The sequence below is a fragment of the Bosea sp. F3-2 genome (genome assembly GCF_008253865.1).
In the GTDB taxonomy this organism is placed as follows: domain Bacteria; phylum Pseudomonadota; class Alphaproteobacteria; order Rhizobiales; family Beijerinckiaceae; genus Allobosea.
In genome coordinates this window covers 4,484,063-4,505,427 of sequence record NZ_CP042331.1, presented here as the reverse complement: position 1 = coordinate 4,505,427, position 21,365 = coordinate 4,484,063, and the positions used below count along the sequence as shown (strand labels likewise).

The 21,365-nt window shown below is 66.0% G+C and carries 15 protein-coding genes; 6 read left to right on the top strand and 9 right to left on the bottom strand.

Translation table 11 applies throughout. From position 1 onward, the window contains the following. Nucleotides 1–2 precede the first annotated feature (2 nt). The gene (locus FQV39_RS20770) at nucleotides 3–1,790 is read right to left on the bottom strand and encodes a type I secretion system permease/ATPase (RefSeq protein ID WP_149132021.1); all 1,788 of its coding nucleotides are present in this window, start codon (nucleotides 1,788–1,790) and stop codon (nucleotides 3–5) included. 555 nt (nucleotides 1,791–2,345) lie between these two features. On the opposite strand from FQV39_RS20770, the gene FQV39_RS20765 reads away from it, so the two are divergent. Then, complete coding sequence (locus FQV39_RS20765) at nucleotides 2,346–3,497, top strand: helix-turn-helix transcriptional regulator (protein ID WP_149132020.1); 1,152 nt, start codon at nucleotides 2,346–2,348, stop codon at nucleotides 3,495–3,497. A 342-nt stretch (nucleotides 3,498–3,839) separates the two neighbouring features. Here FQV39_RS20765 and FQV39_RS20760 read toward each other — a convergent pair whose 3' ends face one another. The 4 genes from FQV39_RS20760 to FQV39_RS20745 are packed head-to-tail and all read right to left on the bottom strand — an operon-like array spanning nucleotide 3,840 to nucleotide 10,927. Next, a complete protein-coding gene (locus tag FQV39_RS20760) occupies nucleotides 3,840–4,511 on the bottom strand; it encodes an AroM family protein (protein WP_149132019.1) in 672 nt (223 codons plus the stop codon). 60 nt (nucleotides 4,512–4,571) lie between these two features. Continuing rightward, nucleotides 4,572–6,242 (bottom strand): OPT/YSL family transporter, encoded by a 1,671-nt coding sequence (locus tag FQV39_RS20755; protein ID WP_149132018.1) that lies wholly within the window; start codon nucleotides 6,240–6,242, stop codon nucleotides 4,572–4,574. Between the two features lie 54 nt (nucleotides 6,243–6,296). Continuing rightward, nucleotides 6,297–10,145, bottom strand: coding sequence for a hydantoinase B/oxoprolinase family protein (locus FQV39_RS20750; RefSeq protein ID WP_149132017.1), 3,849 nt, complete (start codon nucleotides 10,143–10,145; stop codon nucleotides 6,297–6,299). Beyond that, a complete protein-coding gene (locus tag FQV39_RS20745; RefSeq protein ID WP_149132016.1) occupies nucleotides 10,142–10,927 on the bottom strand; it encodes an IclR family transcriptional regulator in 786 nt (261 codons plus the stop codon). The genes FQV39_RS20750 and FQV39_RS20745 overlap by 4 nt, the downstream gene beginning before the upstream one ends. Before the next feature lie 204 nt (nucleotides 10,928–11,131). Here FQV39_RS20745 and FQV39_RS20740 point away from each other — a divergent pair, with 204 nt between their 5' ends. Further along, complete coding sequence (locus FQV39_RS20740) at nucleotides 11,132–12,100, top strand: ornithine cyclodeaminase family protein (protein ID WP_187640003.1); 969 nt, start codon at nucleotides 11,132–11,134, stop codon at nucleotides 12,098–12,100. Nucleotides 12,101–12,102: 2 nt separating this feature from the next. On the opposite strand, the gene FQV39_RS20735 is transcribed toward FQV39_RS20740, so the two are convergent. Further along, nucleotides 12,103–12,534, bottom strand: a complete 432-nt coding sequence (locus FQV39_RS20735; RefSeq protein ID WP_149132014.1) for a DUF1810 domain-containing protein — start codon at nucleotides 12,532–12,534, stop codon at nucleotides 12,103–12,105. A gap of 131 nt (nucleotides 12,535–12,665) precedes the next feature. Here FQV39_RS20735 and FQV39_RS20730 point away from each other — a divergent pair, with 131 nt between their 5' ends. Continuing rightward, complete coding sequence (locus FQV39_RS20730) at nucleotides 12,666–13,703, top strand: DmpA family aminopeptidase (RefSeq protein ID WP_149132013.1); 1,038 nt, start codon at nucleotides 12,666–12,668, stop codon at nucleotides 13,701–13,703. A gap of 124 nt (nucleotides 13,704–13,827) precedes the next feature. Here FQV39_RS20730 and FQV39_RS20725 read toward each other — a convergent pair whose 3' ends face one another. Together FQV39_RS20725 and FQV39_RS20720 are read right to left on the bottom strand one after the other, a co-directional pair. Beyond that, nucleotides 13,828–15,078, bottom strand: a complete 1,251-nt coding sequence (locus FQV39_RS20725) for an aminopeptidase (protein ID WP_149132012.1) — start codon at nucleotides 15,076–15,078, stop codon at nucleotides 13,828–13,830. Nucleotides 15,079–15,186: 108 nt separating this feature from the next. Then, nucleotides 15,187–16,077, bottom strand: coding sequence for a GntR family transcriptional regulator (locus FQV39_RS20720; RefSeq protein WP_149132011.1), 891 nt, complete (start codon nucleotides 16,075–16,077; stop codon nucleotides 15,187–15,189). A gap of 82 nt (nucleotides 16,078–16,159) precedes the next feature. On the opposite strand from FQV39_RS20720, the gene FQV39_RS20715 reads away from it, so the two are divergent. The 3 genes from FQV39_RS20715 to FQV39_RS20705 all read left to right on the top strand — a co-directional run bounded on the left by FQV39_RS20715 (nucleotide 16,160) and on the right by FQV39_RS20705 (nucleotide 20,629). Beyond that, entirely contained in the window at nucleotides 16,160–17,302 is a 1,143-nt protein-coding gene (locus FQV39_RS20715; RefSeq protein WP_149132010.1) for a C45 family autoproteolytic acyltransferase/hydolase, read from the top strand. 139 nt (nucleotides 17,303–17,441) lie between these two features. Then, nucleotides 17,442–18,995, top strand: coding sequence for an ABC transporter substrate-binding protein (locus FQV39_RS20710; RefSeq protein ID WP_149132009.1), 1,554 nt, complete (start codon nucleotides 17,442–17,444; stop codon nucleotides 18,993–18,995). Between the two features lie 92 nt (nucleotides 18,996–19,087). Further along, the gene (locus FQV39_RS20705; RefSeq protein ID WP_149132008.1) at nucleotides 19,088–20,629 is read left to right on the top strand and encodes an ABC transporter substrate-binding protein; all 1,542 of its coding nucleotides are present in this window, start codon (nucleotides 19,088–19,090) and stop codon (nucleotides 20,627–20,629) included. 18 nt (nucleotides 20,630–20,647) lie between these two features. Here FQV39_RS20705 and FQV39_RS20700 read toward each other — a convergent pair whose 3' ends face one another. Next, a complete protein-coding gene (locus FQV39_RS20700; RefSeq protein WP_149132007.1) occupies nucleotides 20,648–21,313 on the bottom strand; it encodes a GntR family transcriptional regulator in 666 nt (221 codons plus the stop codon). Between the last annotated feature and the right edge of the window lie 52 nt (nucleotides 21,314–21,365).

The window sequence follows — 21,365 nt, the reverse complement described above, 5'->3', positions numbered from 1 at the left end:
GGCTAGCCGCCTCCCGACACGATTCTGACAGGCTGAGGCCTGAACTGCGGCCGGCCGACCTGCCTCAGAATCTGATCTTTGGGCCCGAGAGCCTGAGCGTGCCCGTCCACCATCACGAGCACCTGGTCGACACCTGCAAGGGCGCTGGTGCGATGCGCCACGACGACGACGATTCCGCCCCGCGCGCGCACTCCCATGATGGCATGTGTGAGTGCCTGATCGCCTTCTGCGTCGAGATTGGAATTCGGCTCGTCCAGGATGACGACGAACGGATCGCGATACAGTGCCCGAGCCAACGCGATGCGCTGACGCTGGCCGGCGGATAAAGCGGCCCCGCCCTCGCCAATCTGGGTGTCGTAGCCATCCGGGAGCCGCAGCGCGAGTGCATGGACACCGGCAGCTTCGGCCGCCGCCACGATCGCACTGTCATCGGGTTTCTCTTCAAAGCGGGAGATATTCTGCGCCACGGTGCCGGCGAACAGCTCGACGTCCTGGGGGAGGTAGCCGACATGCCGGCCGCGCGCATCCGCGGTCCACTGATCGAGCGCGGCCCCATCGAGCCTTACCTTGCCGCGCACGGGCGCCCAAGCGCCGGCGATGGCCCGCACCAGAGACGACTTGCCCGAGGCACTTGGGCCTACGACGCCGAGTCCTTGACCGGACTTCAGTACGAAAGACACGTCCTGCACGACGACCCGTTGGTCACCGGGCAGTGCAACCGAGACGGTTTCGACGGTCAGATGTTTCCGAGGGACCGGGAGCGCGGTTGGCAGCGACGGGGGCGGAAGCTGCATCGCGAGTTTCCGGAGTCGATGCCAGCCCTGGCGAGCTGCGACCAGGTTTTTCCAATGCGCAATCGCCAGTTCGACGGGCGCCAGGGCGCGCGACGTCAGAATTGAGCCGGCGATGATGATGCCGGAGGTCGCTTCCTGGTTGATGACGAGATAGGCGCCGACCGCCAGTACGGCGGATTGCAGGACGAGGCGCAGAACCCTGGAAATCGAACCCAGCGTCCCGGCAATTGCGGCCGCGCGTTGCTGACTGCCAAGGTACCTGGCATTGGTGCCCGCCCAGAGGGTCGCGACACGCGGGCGCATTCCCATAGCCTCGAGCACCTCCGCGTTGCGTCGACTCGCCTCGATCAGGGCATTGCGGCTTGCGGATTCGCGGGTGGCCTGCTGGACGGGCGACCGCGTTAAGACATCTGTCAGGATCGTCAAAACGACCAGCACGATCGAGCCGGCGAGCGCCGTGAGGCCAATGAGCGGATGGAACAGATAGCAAAGCCCCAGGTAGAAGGGCATCCAGGGAAGATCGAACAGCGCCGTTGGGCCGAGCCCCGACAGGTATGACCGCAGTTGTTCGAGATCGCGCAGCGGCTGCAGACCATCTCCGCCCACCCGCGTTCTCAGCGGCAGGCGAGCGACCATGTCGTAAACGCGATCGCTGAGTGCCCGATCGACCCAACCGCCGACATCGATCAGCACGCGCATGCGGATGACATCCAACAAGCAGTGAAGAGCGAAGAGCCCAAGAGCCAGCAGAGCAAGGCTGACAAGCGTCGGCACGCTGCGACTGGGGACGACGCGGTCGTAGACCTCGAGCATGAACATCGAGCTTGTGAGATACAAGACGTTCAGCGTTGCGGTAATGACGCCTATTGCGAGCATGACTCGGCCGCAGCCGCGCAACGCCGAACGAAGCTCCGGGGGGGAATGCAGCTCGTCGACGCCGCCAGGTCCGGATGTCGAGGAATACGGGGCCGGATTCGGATCGCGCCACCTTTCCATAAGCATATTCCGTCTTCGGATTTGCGAGGCGGCGACTTCAGGCAGGAAGGGTGGCCACGCGCAGGCCTGGCCACCCTGGCCCGCTTCGCTCAGACAAGGACTCCGGCCACCTGGCCATCATGGCTTTCGACGCGCTGTGGTTGCTCCGACTCAAAGAGAGCAATCAATGAAGCGGCGCGGACCTGATCAGGGGCAAGTTTTAAGCGATACCTCGCACGACACTGTACTAACTCCGATTAATTCTTTGCAACGGACAGAGAAATCATTGCATTGCTTTTAACCTTGATTTTTATACATTCAATTATTTCAAGTGAAGTTTGTTCTATTGATAGAGTTTATTTCTGGGAAAAAGCAACAAAGATAGATAGCGTTAACATGCATTTTCTTCCCGAAAACGCAGATAGATAGATTTCCTGGGTTCGGCTTCCCAACGGTAGCTTAATGATCGGCGCACGCCATCACTTGAATCAATGATATGCAAAAGATTCAAAATGCGGTTACCCTTACGGCCGTTATTCTGGCTTGGCGTCCTATTTTGGTGGGGAGGGCCTCAGAATGGCCGGAACTGCAAAGCGGACGAGCTGCAGATCATTGGCGCATCAGCCTGCAATCATCCCCGATATCTATGATGCGGCGCTCGATCCGCAGGGGCTCCAGGGGTTGGCAGCAATCGTGATGGCGGTCGGCGACGGGAGCAGCGCAGCGGTGAGCATCCTCTGCGGACATGCCTTCGACGAGGCGGTCACCCACAATCTTCCAGACAAGGTGAGGCAGGCCTATATCGCTTACTACCACAGATTAAATCCCTGCCTCCCGATCGCGATGGCGCGCTGCCCGACGCGCATCTCCCGCTTCACGGATATCCTTCCGGAGCCGGTGCTGGAGCGAACGGAGTTCTATACGGACTTCATGTGTGTGCACGATACCGTTCGGGTTATGGGAGCGCCGGGCATTTCGATCGGCCCCAACCAGGTACTCCAGCTCGGCGTTCATCGAGCCCGGGGAAGTCCGAATTTTAGCGACGATGATGTCGCCCGGTTGCAAGGTCTCGTGCCGCATCTTCAAAGAGCGATGCAGCTGCGCCAGAGGTTGGCCTCTGGTCTGCATGGCATGATCGGATTCGCGGCCCTGGAATCTCTCGCTTTCGGCTGTGTGATTTGCGACGGAGCGGGCCGTGTTCTGTTTGCAAACGGCGCTGCCGAAACTCTGGAAGCGAGCGGCGCACTCAACCTCGCATTGCGGCAAGGTATCGGCGTGCCGAGCCCGGTCGAGTCGCGACAGCTCATCACCTTGATCAGCGAGACCGCGGCTGGTGGCAGCGGCGGGACCATGATCCTGACCACTGCGGACGGCGCACGAGTGTTCGTCCTGGCGACGCCCCTGCCGATGCGGCTCGGTGGTCAGCCGGGACGTGTGTTCGTCACCTTCAGGTCCGAGAACGCTTGCACGACGCTCGACGCCGCCGTGCTGCAGCAACTGTTTCCGCTTACAGCAGCAGAAACTCGGCTTGCCCTCGCGGTGGCTGCAGGTCATTCGCTGGCCGAGTTCGGCGCCGAGCATCGGGTTTCGGACAACACACTGCGCACGCAGATAGCCAGCGTCCTGCGCAAGACCGGCGCCGGCAATCAGCGCGAGCTAGTGCATCTCCTCGGCATGCTACCACCGGTTAACAGGCTGCCGACTTTGGCAAACGGAGGAGCCCGGTAATCGCAACGCTTGCTGCTGCTGGCGGCACAATGGCATCGCTTGCGGGCGCGCTCCGATATCGCCACGGACAAGAATCTGGCCCAGCTGCGCGGCTGCGCAATCCGGACCAGTTGCGCCGCGCCGCCACCTACTGTGAATGCTTGTGTTCGCGAAAGTGATTCAAGCCAAGCTGCGCCATCTGATGTATGATTATGGGTAAGCTTCACGCTTTGCAGCGTTCAAAAAGCCCCTCACTGAGGAGCTTTGGAAACCGCCAGGGCCTGTTCTTCGCCAAACTATGTACCCAAGTCTGGGGGAATAACTCCGGGCGGCCTTTCTGCATTTCACGGCCTGTCGTCGCCGTCAGACGATCTCGGACACCAGCTTGGCGATCAGGCTGTTGGAGAGGATGACCGGCAGGCCGGCCTCCGCCGCCTCGCGGCGATGCCGCTCGACGAAGCCCATGCAATCCATCAGCAGGATCTCGGCACCGCGCCCGGCCAACTCGCGTGCAGCCTCTGCGACCGACGCGCCGGGGCCGCCATAGGGCGAAGCGGCGGCATAGAGCGAAGCACGGCCGAGCGGCGCCCATTTTCCGGCCTCGGAGGAGATCTGCTCGGCGAGAGGTACGATGATCCCGAGTTGCACGCCCTGCGTCAGCGCTGCCACGGCCGCAGGCAGGATGCGATCGGGTTCGACGAGCCGCGCCTTCTCAGTACTCAGACTCTCGAAATGCCCCGTGCAGAGCATCAGGATGGTGCTGCAGTCCTCAGCCTCAAGCAAGGCGAGCTTGCGCTGCGCCGCTCTTTCGGTGCGGGCGCGGTCGATGACGACCGAGCTGCCGTCGAGGAGCCTGGTGATCAGCACCGGCTGGCCCGGCTCCGTCGCAAAGTCGCGCTCAATCTCGGCGCGGCTGAGGTCATCCAACACCCCGGCATGGCGCCGCGGCAGGCTCGCATCGAGCACAGCGTCGAGGATCGGCGTGATGTCGGCCCGTGGCGCCTGGCCGATGGTGAGGGTTCCGAGCTTGCTCATGGTCCCGCCCTGTATAGAGGCAAAAGGCCCGGGCGGTTTCCCGTCCGGGCCTGATCGGGCTCAGCGCTTGAAGTTCTTCGCGACCGAGTCGAAGAAGGAGAAGATCGCGTCTCCGGCGATGACACCGGCGGCGAAGACCTCCATGTCGCCCTCGCCGCTCTTGCCGCGCAGCTTCTCCCAGATCAGCCGGCAGAGGATGCCGGCCAGCACCGCCCAGCCCGCCATCGGGAAGTTGATGAGGAGGCCGGTGGCGAAGAGCACGCCGATCTGCCGCTTCGGCCCGCCGATGAACTGCAGGATCGCGCCGGGGATCGCCCAGAGGAAGAGCTGCCAGGCGACGCCGGGCGCAACACCCGCCTTGATCGTCGCGGCATAGACCTTGTTCACCGGAGCGACGAGGTTCTGGTCGAAGAAGGACTGATAGGAGAACAGCACGACGGCGCCGGCAACCACGAAGGCGAACATCGCGGCAAAGAGCTGCTGGCGGCGACCATCAAGCTCAAAGGCGGGATCGGCACCATTGCCGCGCAGCAGATAGCCGGCCTTCAGGTCATAGCCCATATCGGCGAAGGCGGGTCCGGTCGCGGCCGAGAAGCCGACGAGCAGCGCCAGCGCCGGCATCGGGAAGCCGATCAGCATGCCGATGATCAGCGTGATCAGCGCCACCGCAAAGGCCGGGAACCAGCCGGAATGCATCGCGGCGAGGCCGACGATCAGCTCATGCACATAGGCCGCGAAGGCGGCATAGAGCACGAACAGGATCAGCATGCCGACCGACATGTCGCTCATCAGCCCGCCGACCACGGCGATGAACACCGCGATGACGAGATAGCCGACCGTGCCGAGGCCGAGCGCGCGGCGCACCTCCGCATCGCTGACGCCAGCCTTGGGCTCGCCCGCCTTGGCGGCATCGCTGCGCCGGAACAGCAGCAGTGCAACCTGCAGCAGCGCGACGAGGCCGGCGCCGATCATGAAGCCGTGAGGGATATAGGCGGCCATCAGGTCGCCCTTCGGGATCAGGTTCGCGAAGGCCGGCCCGCCGAAGAGCTGGCCGGAATAGCCGCGCAGCAGCAGGCCGATGCCGAACATCAGCAGCGCCCAGATGTTGCCGATGAAGGCGACGCCGAAGGCCGACATCGGAATGCCGCTGACCGCAGTCGAGCCGGCGAAGCCGATCCAGGCCAGCGGGATCTTGATGAAGGAGGCGACGACGCCGGTGCCAAAGCCGATGCCCATCAGCACCGCCTTGCGGCCGCCCTCGTCGCCGGCCTTGATCGCCTCGGCGGCGGCGACGCCCGGCGGCCAGGCGCCGGTCGCCGGGAAGACGCGGGAATCGAACATCCGGTAGAGCAGATAGGCGTCGAGCAGCATCGCGAAGAAGGCGCCCGCCAGCATCGGCAGCACGAGGTCCGGCCGGCCAAGCAGCCAGGGAATGCCGACCGGCAGGAGCAGGCTGTTCGCCGCGCCGAAGGTGGCCGAGGAGATCGCACTCTGGGCCAGATTCTGCACATGGATCGAGCGGTAGCGGGCGAAAACCGCGAGCGGCACGCGCGCCAGGGCCATGGCAGCGAGTGCGCCGATCAGCGAGGTATTGGCGGTAATGCCGAGCGACACCAGAAGCTGCATGCCGATGATCGCGCCGAAGACGCAGAGCACGGCAATGAGCAGCAGCGTCGCCGGCTCAAATAGGCTGGGGTGCCGCTGAGGCACCCCTTTAGTCGGATTGTTCATGCCTCAGTCCCCATAGTCGCCCCTTGCGGGCTGTTTGCGTTTCGATTGCGCTCGTCAGGCAACCAGGATGCCGGCCTTGGCCTCGCCGACATCCTGCGTGGCATGCGCTCCCTGCATGCCGTAGTCGCGCTTGGCCGCATCCGGTGAAACCAGGCCGAGCGCGATGTCGCGGGCGATCGTCTCCCGCGAGCGCTCGGAGGCCGGGCCGTAGCCGGCGCCACCCGCAAGCACGAGCTCGACGATCTCATGCGGCTGCTTGACCTGGACGAGCTCGCCGGTGCCGACGTCCTTCAGCACATGGCCCTGCTCGTCGATGACCCGGCCGGAAGCGCCGCCGCCGGCCTTGCCGCCGAACAGGCCCGGCATCGGGTTGTTGACGCCTTCCGGATAGAGCGAGACCAGCGTCGGCAGCCCGTCATCGGAGAGCTTGCGCAGCCGCACGCGCTGGCCGAGGCCGCCGCGATGCTGGCCGGCGCCGCCGGAGTCGGTGAGGTAGGTCTTCTCGACCACCAGCACCGGCACACGCGACTCGAAGGTCTCGATCGAGGTGTTGGCCGCCGAGGTCGGATAGAGCAGGCCCGACTTGCCGTCGCCATGGGCCGAGCCGCCCTGGCCGCCGCCGACAAAGAGCATGTCGGAGTAGGTGTCGCCGGCCGGGTCGCGACCATAGACGCTCGCCGCAACGGGGAGGCCGGTGAAGGCCTGCACCTGCCTGGGCGCCGCCTGCGACAGGGCGCGGAAGATGTTCGGCGCCAGATACCAGCCGGTGCGCGTGCGCAGGTTCACCGCCAGCGGCTTGTCGCAGTTCAGGATCGAGCCCTTCGGCGCATCGATCGAGAAGGCGCGGTAGCAGCCGGCATTGCCACGCACATTCGGCGTCAGCATGCATTTCAGCGGATAGGTCGCATGCGCCATCGTGTAATTGAGCGTGCAGTTCAGCCCGCCCTGCGGCAGCTGCGGCGGCGCACCGGCGAAGTCGAGATGGATCGCATCGCCCTTGACCGTCAGCGCCAGCGGATAGGTCATCGGCGTACCCAGCGGATTGTTCGAGACGGTGCCGTGATAGGTGCCGTCCGGCAGCGCACGGATCGCCTCGCGCATCGCCTTCTCAGAGCGGCTCTGCACGACATGGGCGAGCGCACGCAGATCCTGCATGCCGTAGTCGGTCAGGAAGGACTGCAACCGCTCGGCGCCGATGGCATTGGCCGCGACGAAGGAGTGCAGATCGCCGAGAACCTGCTCGGAATTGCGCACGTTCTCAGCCAACAGGCGCACCAGCGTCTCGTTGATCTTCCCGGCCTCGAACAGCTTCATCGGCGGGATCTGGAAACCTTCCTCGTAGATCTCGCGGGCCCGCAAGCTGTCCTTGGTGCCGCCGATGTCGGAGACATGGCCCACCGTGCCCATCAGGCCGACGACACGGTCACCGAGGAAGACCGGCGTCACCACCGCGATGTCGAAGAGATGGCCGGCGCAGAGCCAGGGATCGTTGGTGATCAGCACGTCGCCGGGCTTCAGCGTCTCGGCCGGGTAGCGCTCCAGCAGCGCCTTGACCGCGCGCGGCAGCGTCAGGTTGAACACCGGCATGGCGCGCGGGCTGTGCGCCAGCGTCTCGCCTTCGGGGTCGAGCAGCTCACAGGCGAAATCCTGCGCTTCCGAGATCACCAGCGAGAAGGCAGTGCGGCAGACCGTCAGCCACATCTCCTCGACGACGTTGATCATCCGGCTCCACATGATCTCGAGCGAGATCGGATCGGCCTCGATCCGGCGCGCCGCCTCGGCCAGCGGCATGTCGGCGGTGATCGAGGTCTCGGCGGCATTGGCCTGGCCGACATGGACGATCAGGTTCAGGACGTCGTCGATGGCGACGCTGTCGCCGGGCGGGACGATAGTGGTCGCCTCGCGCTCCTCGATGATGGCCGGGCCGCTGATCCTGTCTCCCGAACGCAGCGCATAGCGGTCATAGACCGTCGCCTCGCTCCAGCCGCCCTCGAACCAGGCGCAGCGCGTGCCCTTGACCTTGGCGGCCGCATCGCCGCCGCCGGCCGCGCCGGAGAGCGACAGGGTCGGCACCGGGCCGGCGCAGCGGACGCGGAAGTTGATCGCCTCCAGCCGCGCGCCCTCATAGACCGAGGTATAGCGGGCGGAATAGGCGGTGCTGAAGGCGGCGCGGATCGCCTCCAGGCTCGCGGCATCGATGGCGCCGGCCGGCAGCGTCACAGCGATATCGTGCATCTGGCCGACAAGGCGCATATCGGCCGAGCGCTCGACCGTGACGTCCTCCGGCTTCACGCCGGCCTCGATCAGGTGCTTGCGGCCCTCGGCTTCGAGATCCCTGAGCATGGCGTTGACCGCGGCCGCGTCGAAGCCCTCGGAGAACTCGACCGGCAGCGAGCGCACCATGTCGAAGGAGAGCGGCGCGGCGAGGAAGCCGAGCGCCGAGGCCGCGCCGGAGGCCGGCGGAATGATGACCTGCTTGACGCCGAGCACGCGGGCGACGTCGACGGCATGGGCGGGACCGGCGCCGCCGAAGCCGACCATGGCATAATGGCGGGGATCCTTGCCCTTCTCGACGAGATGGACGCGGGCGGCAGCGCCCATGCTCTCGACCACCACCTTGTGGATACCCCAGGCCGCCTCCTCGACCGAGAGGCCGAGCGGGGCTGCGACGGTCGAGACGGCCTTGCGGGCCGCCTCCAGATCGAGCGCCATGCGCCCGCCGAGGAAGAAGTTGGGATCGTAATAGCCGAGCACGAGATTGGCGTCGGTCACGGTCGGCTTGGTGCCGCCCATGCCGTAGCAGGCGGGGCCGGGATCGGAGCCGGCCGAATGCGGGCCGACCTTGAGCAGGCCGACCTCGTCGATCGCCGCGATCGAGCCGCCGCCGGCACCGATCTCGATCATGTCGATCACCGGCGCCTTGATCGGCAGGCCGGAGCCCTTGGCGAAGCGGTTGACCCGGCCGGCCTCCAGCATCGGCGCGATCTCGGCGCGGCCGTCCTCGATCATGCAGGCCTTGGCGGTGGTGCCGCCCATATCGAAGGAGATCACGTCCTTGTGGCCGGCGAGCTCGCCGAAGAGCGCGGTGGCGAGGCCGCCGCCGGCCGGGCCGCTTTCGAGCAGGCGGATCGGGAAGGTGCGCGCTGTCTCGGGCGAGACGAGGCCACCGGCCGAGTGCATCAGCCGGAGCGCGCCGGTGAAGCAGCGGGCCGCAAGCTCGCGCTCCAGCCGCTGCAGATAGCGGCGCATCAGCGGCTGAACATAGGCGTTGGCGGCCGTGGTGACGAAGCGCTGGTACTCCCAGATTTCGGCCACGACCTCGCTCGACAGCGAGACGGTGAGCTCCGGGCAGGTCTCGCGGACGATGCGGCCGGCTTCCTGCTCATGCGCCGGGTTGCGATAGCTGTTGAGGAAGCAGACCGCGATCGCCTCGCAGCCGGCGGCGGCGAGCTCGCGCGCGGCATTGCGCACGGCTTCCGCATCGAGCGCGGTCACGACCTTGCCGTCGCGGTCGATACGCTCGGCCACTTCGAGGCGGTGTTCCCGCGAGACCAGCGGGTCAGGGAAGGTCAGGAAGAGATCATAGATGTCGTAGCGCTGCTCCGTCCCCATTTCGAGGATGTCGCGGAAGCCCTTGGTGGTGATCAGCCCGAGCTTGGAACCCTTGCGCTCGATCACGGCGTTGGTGACGAGCGTCGTGCCATGGACGATGTCGCCGACATCGGCGAGCGTGATCCCGGCCATCTCGACGAGTTCGCCGAGGCCGATCAGCGCGGCTTCCGAGGGATCGTGCGGCGTGGTCAGGCGCTTGTGCAGCCGGACCGAGCGCTCCTGCGAGTCATAGAGAATGAAATCGGTGAAGGTGCCGCCGATGTCGAAGCCGATACGCCAACGATTGCTCATGGAGCGGTCTCCGCGATGGAAAGGTTCAGGGGATAGAAGCGCTTGTCCTGGGTCAGGGCCGCGATCTCGGCGGCGCCTTCTCCCAGAGACCGGACGATGGCGAGGCGCTCGGCCGGCTCGACTGTGGCCGCCGGGAAGGAGATGCAGATCGCAACCTCATCGCCGGTAGCGGGATCGCCAACGGCGACCGAGATGGCGCGCACGCCGCGCACCGCCTCGTCATGGGATTCGGCGAAGCCGGCCCGGCGGACGACAGCCAGGCGAGCCAGCAGCTCATCCATGGTCTGCGGCGCGGTTTCGGACGGCGCGGTGAAGCCTTCCGGATAGAGCGCGCGGACCTCGTCGTCCGACAGCCTGGCGAGCAAAGCGCGGCCGGTGCTGGAAGCGAAGGCGGGGATGCGGTCGCCGATCGCGGTGACGACGCGCAGCGCATGGCGCCCGGGATGGGCGGTGACGCCGACGATCTCGTTGCCGCGCCGGACGCTGATATAGCCGGTATGCCCAATCTGGTCGGAGATCTTGCCGACCACCGCATCGGCGCGGTCGATCAGCGAAGCGGCGAAACGATAGAGATGGCCGACCTGATTGAGCAGCAGCGAGGGGCGATAGCGCTTGCTGTCGCCGACGGTTTCCAGCAGCCCCTCGTCCCGCATCGCCCGCAGCAGGCGCGAGGCGTTGCTCTTCGGCATGCCCAGCAGAGAAACCAGATCGGTCACCGTCACGTCGTGACGCGTGCTGGAAAAGCAGCGAAGCACATCCACGGCCGACGATAGGATGGACATCGGGGTCAACCTTGAAAGTTCCACTAAATGGAACTAGAGTTGCAATAAAAGGAACGATACGCCGGTTAATGAAGATGTCAATGCTGTGATTCAGATCGGGCTAGTGCGCGTGCCGCCGTCTCGACGCCGGCCAAGCGCGGCTGTATTCCGCTTTGAAGTCGGCTCTCGCGGGCCGCCATGCCTTGCCGTCAGGGAGTTCTCGGGATGACAGACGCCTTGCTCTATCTGTCGCGCGACGACATCCGGGCCTTGTCCATCCCGCCCGCTGCGGCACGGGAGGCCGTCCTCCAGGGCTTTCGTGACTATGCCACCGGGCTGACCCGCAGCCTGCCGAAGAGCACCCTGACGCTCGGCCCCGGCCATGGCTTCCAGGCGATGACGGCGGCCTCCTCGGCGCAAGGGATCGCCACGGTGAAATGGGTGGCGATGGCGCCCGTCGCCGCCGGCTCGCCGCTGCCGGCCGTGAGCGCGCTGATCTGCGTCAGCGATTACGAGACCGGCCAGCCGCTGGCAGTGCTGGACGGCGACGAGATCACCCTGATCCGCACCGCGGCGATCAGCGCCGCTGCGGCGTCGCTCCTGGCATCGGCCAATCCCCGGACCATCGGCTTCGTCGGCTGCGGCTTGCAGGCTCACGCCCATCTCGCCGCCTTCCGCGATCTCTTTCCCGGCCTGACCAACGCGCTGATGCTGAGCCGCAGCCGCTCCTCCGCCGAGCGCCTTGCCGAAGCGGCGGGCGCAGCCGGACTTGCTGCGGACATCCTCGATGATGCCGACGCGCTGCTTGCCCGCAGCGATATCGTGATCTCGATGGTGCCGGGCGCGGCGGGCATGACGCCCTTCCTCGATGCGCGGCGTCTGAAGCCGACCGCCTTGGCAGTAGCGGTCGACACGGGGCGGAGCTGGAAGCCGGAGACGCTGCCGGCCTTCAACCTGCTGGCCACCGACAGCCTCGAACAGTCGCGCGCGCCCTATGGCGTCGACGGCAACCCCGTCAGCACCGTCGCCTTCCAGCATGACCTGATCGCGTTGGCCGGAGCGCCACATCCGACGGCAGCCGCGGGGCGATCGCTCTTCGCCTTCCGCGGCGTCGCCTTCGCCGACCTGGCCCTGGCGCATCTCGCCGTCGCGCAAGCCCGCGCACAGGGGCTCGGCACGGTCCTGCCCCGCTGAGGCTAGCTCTTTCCGAGCAACTCCAAGGTGCGCGGATCGGGAATGTCGCCGAAGAAGCGGCGCAGCACGGCACGATAGGGATTGGCGCCATCCCCGCTCGCGGCATCGAACAGCGTCATCGAAGAGCGCAGCTTCATGTCGTCGGGCGATCCGAAGATCGCGTTTGCGCTGCGCCCCTCATGCGTCAGCACCGCTTCCGTGATGGCGACGAGTCGCGGCCCGAGAACCGGATGCGCCAGATAGGCCCGCGCCTCTTCGAGCGAGCCGATGCCGTAGAACTCCGAGGTCGACGAGAAGCCCAGCCCGCGCATCTGCGGGAAGACGAACCAGATCCAGTGGCTGCGCTTGCGCCCCGCCTTCACCTCCGCGAGCGCCGCGGCCCAGGTCGATTCCTGCGCATCGACAAAGCGCTGCAGATGGAACGGATCGGACATCGGCGCACTCCCTGCTTCGCCATATCAAACGCGCGGACTGCCCTACCGTTCACTCCGCCCAGCGCTGCACGCGCTTGAGCCGGCGCTCGCCCATGCTATTCCCGCCGCACGACCCATCGAGACCCGGCATCATGACCCAGCGCTTGCGCGATTTCGGCCTCTCCTGCGGCATCATGGAGCCTGGCCCGCTCAACGCCGTCACCGACGTGCCGGGGGTGAAGCTCGGTCATTATACCCTGCACGACGGTGATATCCTCACCGGCTTCACGGCACTGCTGCCGCATGACGGCAACCTCTTCCGCCGCAAGGTCCGCGCAGCGGTCGACGTCATCAACGGCTTCGGCAAAAGCGCGGGATTGATGCAGCTCGCCGAGCTCGGCCAGATCGAGACGCCGCTGCTGCTGGGAAACACCTTGTCGGTCGGCACCGGCTTCGACGCGCTGGTCACCCGCGCGCTCGCCGCCAATCCCGACATCGGCCGGCAGACCGGGACGGTCAACCCGATCGTGCTCGAATGCAATGACGGCTATCTTTCGGACATTCGCGCCCGCCCGCTGACGCAGGAGCACGCCTTCGCCGCGCTCGACGCCGCCGCCTCCGGGCCGGTCGCGGAAGGTGCAGTCGGCGCCGGCACCGGCATGAGCGCCTTCGGCTTCAAGGGCGGCATCGGCACGGCCTCGCGGCGCTTCGATCTCGACGGGACTGGACACGTTCTCGGCGTGCTCGCGCTGGCGAATTTCGGCAATGCCGGCGATCTCGTCCTGCCCGACGGCCGCCGCCCCGTCCCGCCGAGAGCACCGCCACAGGGCGAGCGCGGTTCGGTCATCCTCGTCATCGCCACCGACGTGCCGCTGGAATCGCGGCAGCTGCATCGGGTCGCGCGGCGCGGCGGTGCCGGCCTCGCCCGGCTCGGGGCCTTCTGGGGCAATGGCAGCGGCGATATCGCCGTCGCCTTCAGCACGGCCGATCCGATCGACCATGACCAACCGAATGACCTCGTTGCGCTACGCGCGCTGAACGAGAGCCGGATCGACACGCTCTTTCGCGCCGCGGCCGAGGCGACGCAGGAAGCCGTGCTCAACGCGATGGTCACCGCTCCTGCCACGACCGGACGGGACGGGCATCATCGCCCGTCGCTCGGGGATTGGCTGCGGGCAAACGCGGGCTGACTGGCGAGGATTTCGCGTCATTCTCGGGCGACGCAGCGCGTCGACCCGAGAATCCCACGCAGAAAAAGGCGCCCTCTGGTCCTGAGATGCTCCGGTCGAGCCCGAGCATGACGGGCTTGGTCGCTCAGGCCCACTCGCCCTTGCGGAATACCGGCACGCGACGTCCGTCGGCGTGGACGCCGTCGATATCGACCTCGCCGGAGCCAATCATCCAGTCGATATGGATCAGGCTCTTGTTGCCGCCTTGGGCAGCGATCTGCTCGGGCGTCAGATTGGCGCCGTCGACAAAGCACTTCGAATAGCACTGGCCGAGCGCGATGTGGCAGGAGGCGTTCTCGTCGAAGAGCGTGTTGTAGAACAGGATGCCGCTCTTCGAGATCGGTGAGGAATGCGGCACCAGCGCCACTTCGCCGAGCCGGCGCGCGCCCTCGTCGGTGTCGAGCACCTTGTTGAGCACCGCCTCGCCGCGGGCAGCCTTGGCCTCGACGATCCGGCCGCCCTCGAAGCGCACCTGGATGCCGTCGATCAGCGAGCCCTGATAGGAGAGCGGCTTGGTGCTGGAGACATGCCCTTCGACCCGGCGCGCATGCGGCGTGGTGAAGACCTCTTCGGTCGGGATGTTCGGATTGCAGACAATGCCGTTCTTGGCCGGCGAGGCGCCGCCCTGCCAGTCATGGCCGTCGGCAAGCCCGACGGTCAGCTCCGTGCCCGGCCCGGTGAAGTGCAGCGAGGTGAAGCGCTGGCCGTTCAGCCAGTCGCGGCGTGTGCGCAGCGCCGCGTTATGCGCCGCCCATGCGGCGACCGGATCGGTCTCGTTGATGCGGGAGGCGGCGAAGATCGCCTCGGCCAGCTTCCCAACCGCCACCTCTTCGGCATCGTCCGGGAAGACCTGCTTGGCCCAGGCCGTGCTCGGATAGGCCAGGATGTTCCAGTTGATGTCGAAGCCCGCGATCTTCTCCAGCGCCGGCTGATAGGCGACGGAATTCGCCTTGCTGGCGCGGCCGACCTTGGCCGGATCTTCGTTCGCCAGCAGCATCGGATTGTCGCCGACCACGGCAAGTCGCGCGGTGTTGGCGGAGAAGGCTTTGGCGACGCCTTCGTAGAGCCAGCCCGGCGCCTTGTCGAAGCTCGCATCCGGCGCGTAGCGATAACGCGCGAGGGTAATTTCCTCGTCGGCGAGCATCGGCGTCACGATGCCGGCGCCGGCCCTGTAGGCGTGCTCGGCAATGCGCCGGACCAGCGGCAGCGCGGCGACCGGCGCGGTCAGGAACAGGTCCTGCCCCGGCTGCAGATTGAGGCCCACACGGATGGCGACCTCGGCCAGCTTGTCGAGCTTGGCGGCATCAATGGCTTGGGGACGCTGATGAACAGTCATGGCACTCGACCTGTTGGATTCGGGATTGCCGCCATTGCTCGTCCAAATCGCCGCCGGGTCAACCGTCCCGGTGGCAGGGCAGCCATCCGGTGACCGGGCGGCGCGCGGTCACTCGGTCGTTTCAACCTGTCTCGTGCCGAGCTTGAGCTTGCTCGCCCGCAGCAGGTGGCTGCGCATCAGCGCCGAGGCGACCTCGTTCTCGCCCGCCTCCAGATGGTCGAGCATGGCCAGATGTTCCGTGCAGTTCACCTGCACACGCTCGAAGCCGAGACCCCAGTCATAGTTCGAGAGGCGCCTGAGCTGGTTCTGGCGCCGCACGGCCGAATGGAAGTAGCGGTTACCTGTGGCCGCGGCCAAGCCTTCGTGGAAATCGGCATTCATTTCGTAGAAGGCGATGCTGGAGGATTCGCGCCAGGGCCGTTGCAGGGCCTCGATATGGCGCGCCCGCATTTCCGCGATCCAGCCGGGTTCGAGATGAAAGCCCGGTTCGAGCATGCACATCGGCTCGATGACCATCCGGAAACGATAGCTCTCGTCGCGAAGGCGCTTATCGCGCGGCTCGTGCAGGAAGCGCCAGCCATAACCCGGCTTGCGCTCGACCATGTCGAGATCGGCGAGGCGGGCGAGCAGCTTCTGCGCCTCCGGCCGGCCGAGTTCATAGCGCCGCATCACCTCGAGCTCCGAGACCTCGTCCGGCAGCAGCCCGTTCTCGCGCTCATGCGCCAGCCGGACCATGGCGAGATCGATCGCCTCGGGCGGCAGGGCGCTATCGCTCGCAGCGGGCAGCTTCAGGATCTCGATGCCCTTGTTGAGATGGCGCCGGACGATGCCCTGCTCGGCGAGATGGTCGAGCGCCGCGCGCACCGGCGTACGCGACACGCCAAGGCGGCGCGCCGTCGCGTTCTCGTTCAGCCAGGCGCCGGCATCGAGCGCATCGTCCCGCACCAGTTGCAGGATGCGCCCGGCGATCTCCTGCTGCAGCCGGGTCGGCATGGTCATCGGAAAGCCCTTGCTTGTTTTAGTTTGCAATGAAATACATTACAGATCAATGTCACGCCAGCATATCGGAAAGTTGCGCGCCATGGTCCAGTCCTGCCCCTTCGTCGACGTTTCGGGCTCGCCCTATGAACGCGGCCGCCAGCACGGCGCGGCCGTGCCGCAGCGCGTGAAGCGCTCGATCGAGCTCTATGGCGGCCAGCTCGGCGACCTCGGCTACGACGCCAAGGCCAAATCCGCGCTGATCGGCGAGTTCGCCAGCGAGATCGAGGCCTTCGGCGCTCATTACATCGAGGAGATGCGCGGCATCGCCGACGGCGCCGGCGTCGCGCTCGAAGACGTCATCATGATCAACGCCCGCACCGAGGTGATCGCCAAGGCGCGGATGATCAAGAACAAGCCGGTCGAAGTAACGGACGAGCACGATGACGGCTGCACCGGCGCCATCATCCTGCCGGAGCGCAGCGCCACCGGTGAGCTGATCCACGGCCAGAATTGGGACTGGCGCGCCGAATGCGCGGAGACCGCGATCGTGCTGCGCGTGCGCCGCGACGACGGCCCCGACTTCCTCACCTTCGTCGAGGCCGGCGGCCTCGCCCGCTGCGGCATGAACGCGGCCGGCATCTCGATCACCGCCAACTACCTCGAATGCGAGCGCGATTTCACCCAGGCCGGCGTGCCCCTCGCCCTGATCCGCCGCAAGGTGCTGGAGCAGGAGCATCTCGCCTTCGCGATCAAGGCGGTGGCGGCAACGCCCAAGGCCTGCTCCAACAACATGATGCTCTCGACCGTGAAGGGCTTCGGCATCGATTTCGAATGCGCCCCGGACGAGGCCTTCCCGATCTATCCGGAAGACGGGATGATCGTGCATGCCAACCACTGGGTCGGCCAGATCGCGCTGACCAAGGTGAAGAACACCAGCATCCCGCGCGTACCGGAGAGCTTCTACCGCGACTGGCGGGTGAAGAAGCTGCTCGACGAGGCCGGGCGCAAGCTCACGGTCGACGATCTCAAGCAGGCCTTCTTCGACGATTTCCTCTCGCCCTATTCGGTCTGCCGCCCGGCCCGCCCGAACGAGGCCGGCAATCTCTCGGCCACGGTCGCGATGGTGATCATGCAGCCGGCCAAGGGGATCATGGAGGTCGCGCCGCTGCCGGCGCAGAACCGCGTCTTCACTCGCTACAGCCTGACCGAGGACCCGATCCTGCTCGCCGAAGCCGCCGAATAGCCCGGCCGTAGAGCATTTTCGAGCGAAGTGGACACCGGTTCGCGTGAAGAAAATGCGTCAACAATGCCGGAGCCCCCGCGCGCGGGAGAAGCGCGCAGGCTCCGGCCCCGCGTCACAACCGAAAAAACAACAGGGGAACATGATGCGCCGAACCACCACCGCCGCTCTTGCCGCCGCGCTGATGTGCGGCGGCCTGATCCAGATTGCCGAGGCGAGCGCGCTCAAGATCCAGCTGCGCGCCGACATCCGCTCGATCAATCCGGGCGTGAACCGCGACGCCAATACCGACGGCGTCGTCGTCCAGATGGTCGAGGGCCTCGTCGCCTATGGCGAGGATGCGCTGCCCAAGCCTTTGCTGGCCGAGAAGGTCGAGATCTCACCGGACGGCAAGAGCTACAGCTTCACGCTGCGCCAGGGCGTCAAGTTCCACAACGGCGCTTCGCTGACCGCGGCTGATGTGCTGTGGAGCTGGAACCGCTACATGGATCCGAAGACCGACTGGCGCTGCCTCTCGGAGTTCGACGGGCGCGGCCAGGTCAAGGTTGAAAAGGTCTCGGCGCCGGACGACAAGACCGTGGTGTTCGCGCTGGAGAAACCGAGCGCGCTCTTCCTCTCCGCGCTCGCCCGCACCGATTGCGCCATGACCGGCATCCTCCACAAGGACTCGGTCAAGGCCGATGGCAGCTTCGACAAGCCGATCGGCACCGGCCCGTTCAAGCTCGGCGAATGGAAGCGCGGCGAATACATCAAGCTGGAACGCTTCGCGGACTACGCCTCGCTGCCGGGCAAGATCGACGGGCTGACCGGCGCCAAGAAGCCGCTGGTCGACGAGGTGCGTTTCCTCATCATCCCGGACAACGCGACCGCCAAGGCGGCGCTGCTGCGCGGCGACATCGACATCGTCCCCGACATCGCCAACACCGACATCGCCGAGCTCAAGAAGAACGACAAGGTCAAGACCTCCGTCGTCACCAGCATGGGCCTGGTCGGCCTGATCATCCAGACGCGCGACCCGCTGCTGCAGAACGTCAAGCTGCGCCAGGCGATCGCCGCCGCGATCGACTCCAAGGAGCTGGTCGCCGCCGTCAGCGACGGCATCGGCACGCCCAACAACTCGATCGTCCCGGCGCTCTCCGCCTATTACGGCCCGGTGCAGAAGGAAGGCTGGAAATACGATCCGGCCGCGGCAAAGAAGCTGATCGCGGAAGCCGGCTACAAGGGCGAGAAGATCGTGATGCTCGCCAACAAGCGCTATCCCGAGAGCTTCGACGCCGCCGTCGTCGCCCAGCAGATGCTGCAGGCGGTCGGCGTCAACGTCGAGATCGAGGTGCTGGAATGGGCAACGCAGCTCGACCGCTACAGCAAGGGCAACTACCAGATCCAGGCCTTCCCCTATTCGGGCCGCATGGACCCGGCGCTGAGCTACGAGTCGATGACCGGCCCGAAGGACAAGCAGCCGCGCAAGCTCTGGGACAATCCCGAGGTGCAGGCCGAGCTCGACAAGGCGATGGTGGTGACCGACCGCGCCGAACGCCAGAAGATCTTCGACGGGCTGCACAAGCGCTTCCTCACCGAGGTGCCGATGGTGATGCTCTATAACGGCATCGTCGGCGGCGCGATGAGCGCCAAGACCAAGGGCTATGTCTCGACCGTCAGCTCGCTGCCGCGGGCCTGGGAAGTCACGGTCGAATAGCGGCCTCGCCACCTCGCCTTCGGGCTCTCCCGCACTATCACGGCATGTCCGGCCAGGGCATGCCCGAACGGCTGAACAGGAAGGGGAACGGAATGATCCGCGTATCGGCTTCTGCCCTTGCGCTCGCGCTCATCGGCAGCACGGCGCAGGCGCAGACCATCAACGTCGCGCTCAATGCCGACATCCGCAGCACCAATCCGGGCGTCAATCGCGACGACAACACCGATGCCGTGGTGCTGCACATGGTCGAGGGCCTCGTCGGCTACCGTGAGAACGGCGCCGTCGCGCCGCTGCTCGCCGAGAAGATCGATATCGCGCCGGATGGGCTGACCTACACCTTCCATCTGCGCAAGGGCGTGAAGTTCCATAACGGCGCCGAGATGACCTCGGCCGACGTGCTGTGGAGCTGGAACCGCTACATGGACGCGACGACCGACTGGCGCTGCAAGCCGGAATTCGATGGCCGCCTCGGGCTGAAGGTCACCGAAGCCACCGCTCCAGATGCCTCGACCGTCGTCATGAAGCTCGATAAGCCGAGCGCGCTCTTCCTCGACACCATGGCCCGCACCGACTGCGCCATGGTCGCGATCCTGCACAAGGACTCGGTCAAGCCCGACGGCAGCTGGGACAAGCCGATCGGCACCGGCCCGTTCCAGCTCGCCGACTGGCGCCGGGGCGAATTCATCCTGCTCAAGCGCTTCGATGCCTACGTTTCACCCGCCGGCGACAAGCGTGACGGCTATGTCGGCTCCAAGCGCCCGCAGGTCGCCGAGGTCAAGTTCCTCTCGATCGCCGATGGCGCGACCGTCAAGGCCGGCCTGATGTCGGGCGCGCTTGACGTCGCCGACGTGCCGGACGAGGACGTGCCGGAGATGAAGAAGAGCGGCCTGCAGGTGCTGACCGCACCGAGCGCGACCAAGCACGCCATCCTGCTCCAGACCCGCGACCCGCTGCTGTCGAATGTAAAGATGCGCCAGGCCATCGCCTCCGCGCTCGATCTCGACGAGATCGTCGGCGCCGTCTCGAACGGCCTGGGCAAGACCAACAATTCGGCGGTCTACATCACCTCGCCCTTCTACGACGAGGTCCAGAAGAAGCGCTACACCCACGATCCCGCTCGCACGAAGAAGCTGCTCGCGGAGGCCGGTTACAAGGGCGAGACGATCAAGCTGATCGCCAACAAGCGCTCGACCGTGCCGAGCTATCCCGTGGCGATCATGGCGCAGGCGATGCTGCAGGCCGCCGGCATCAAGGCCGAGATCGAGATCCTGGAATGGGCGACGCAGCTCGACCGGTTCTCGAAGGGCAACTACCAGATGATGTCCTTCAGCTATTCCGCCCGCATCGACCCCGCCCAGAGCTACAACCAGTTCTCCGGCCCGAAGGACAAGCTGCCCTCGAAGGTCTGGGACAATGCGGAGGCCAACGCCCTCATCGAGAAGGCGACGCTGGTCAATGACGAAGCCGAACGGAGGAAGATCTTCGACCAGCTGCATGTGATGATGCTGGCCGACGCGCCGCTGGTCTTCCTCTATAATCAGGTCGATACGGCCGTGGTTTCCAAGCGTCTGCAGGGCTTCGCGCCCTGGGTTGCCTCGAAGCCGCGTCTCTGGGAGGTCGGCGTCGCCAAGTGACCTCTGGATAGTCGCGGATCAGGCTAACCCGATTGCGGCCGGCCCGCGCGTGCCGCCCGTCGCGATATGCTCTGCGATCACCTTGGCGAGACGCGGAGCATCGCCCGCCTTCAGGGCCTCGATCATCGCATAGTGCTCACGATCGCTGCGCAGCAGAGCCTCATGCGAGCTCCAGACCGTCATCTGCGTGCCGCGCTCGCGGTCGCGCAGCCCCCAGATCATCTCCTCCAGCACGGCATTGCCGCAGAAGGAATAGAGCAGCTGATGAAAGGCGCGGTTGATTTCGCTCTGCTCGGGGCGGCTGCCGGTCAGGACCACGGCAGAGAACCGCTCTGCGACCTCGGTCAGGCGGGTGATCGCCGCCGCATCGATATGGGCGGCGATGCCTTCCGCCGCCGCCGTCTCGAGGATGATCCGCGTCGCCTGGATCTCCTTGTAGGTCTTCATGTCGATCTCGGCGACGCGATAGCCCCGGTTCGGCACATGCTCGATCGTCTTGCGCACGGCGAGCTCATCGAGGGCGCTGCGCACGTCGAAACGCGTCGCCTGGAAGCGCTCCTCGAGGTCGATCTGGCGCAGCCACTCGCCGGGCCTGAACATACGCAGCCGGATCGCCTGCGCGATCTCGTTGGCGAGAATGGCCCGCCGCGTGCCGGTATTTCTGCGTTTCCGCTCAGACGTCATGAAGGGCTCTCTAGCAGGATTCGCGCGGCGCGACAGAAGTTGGTTGCGAAGC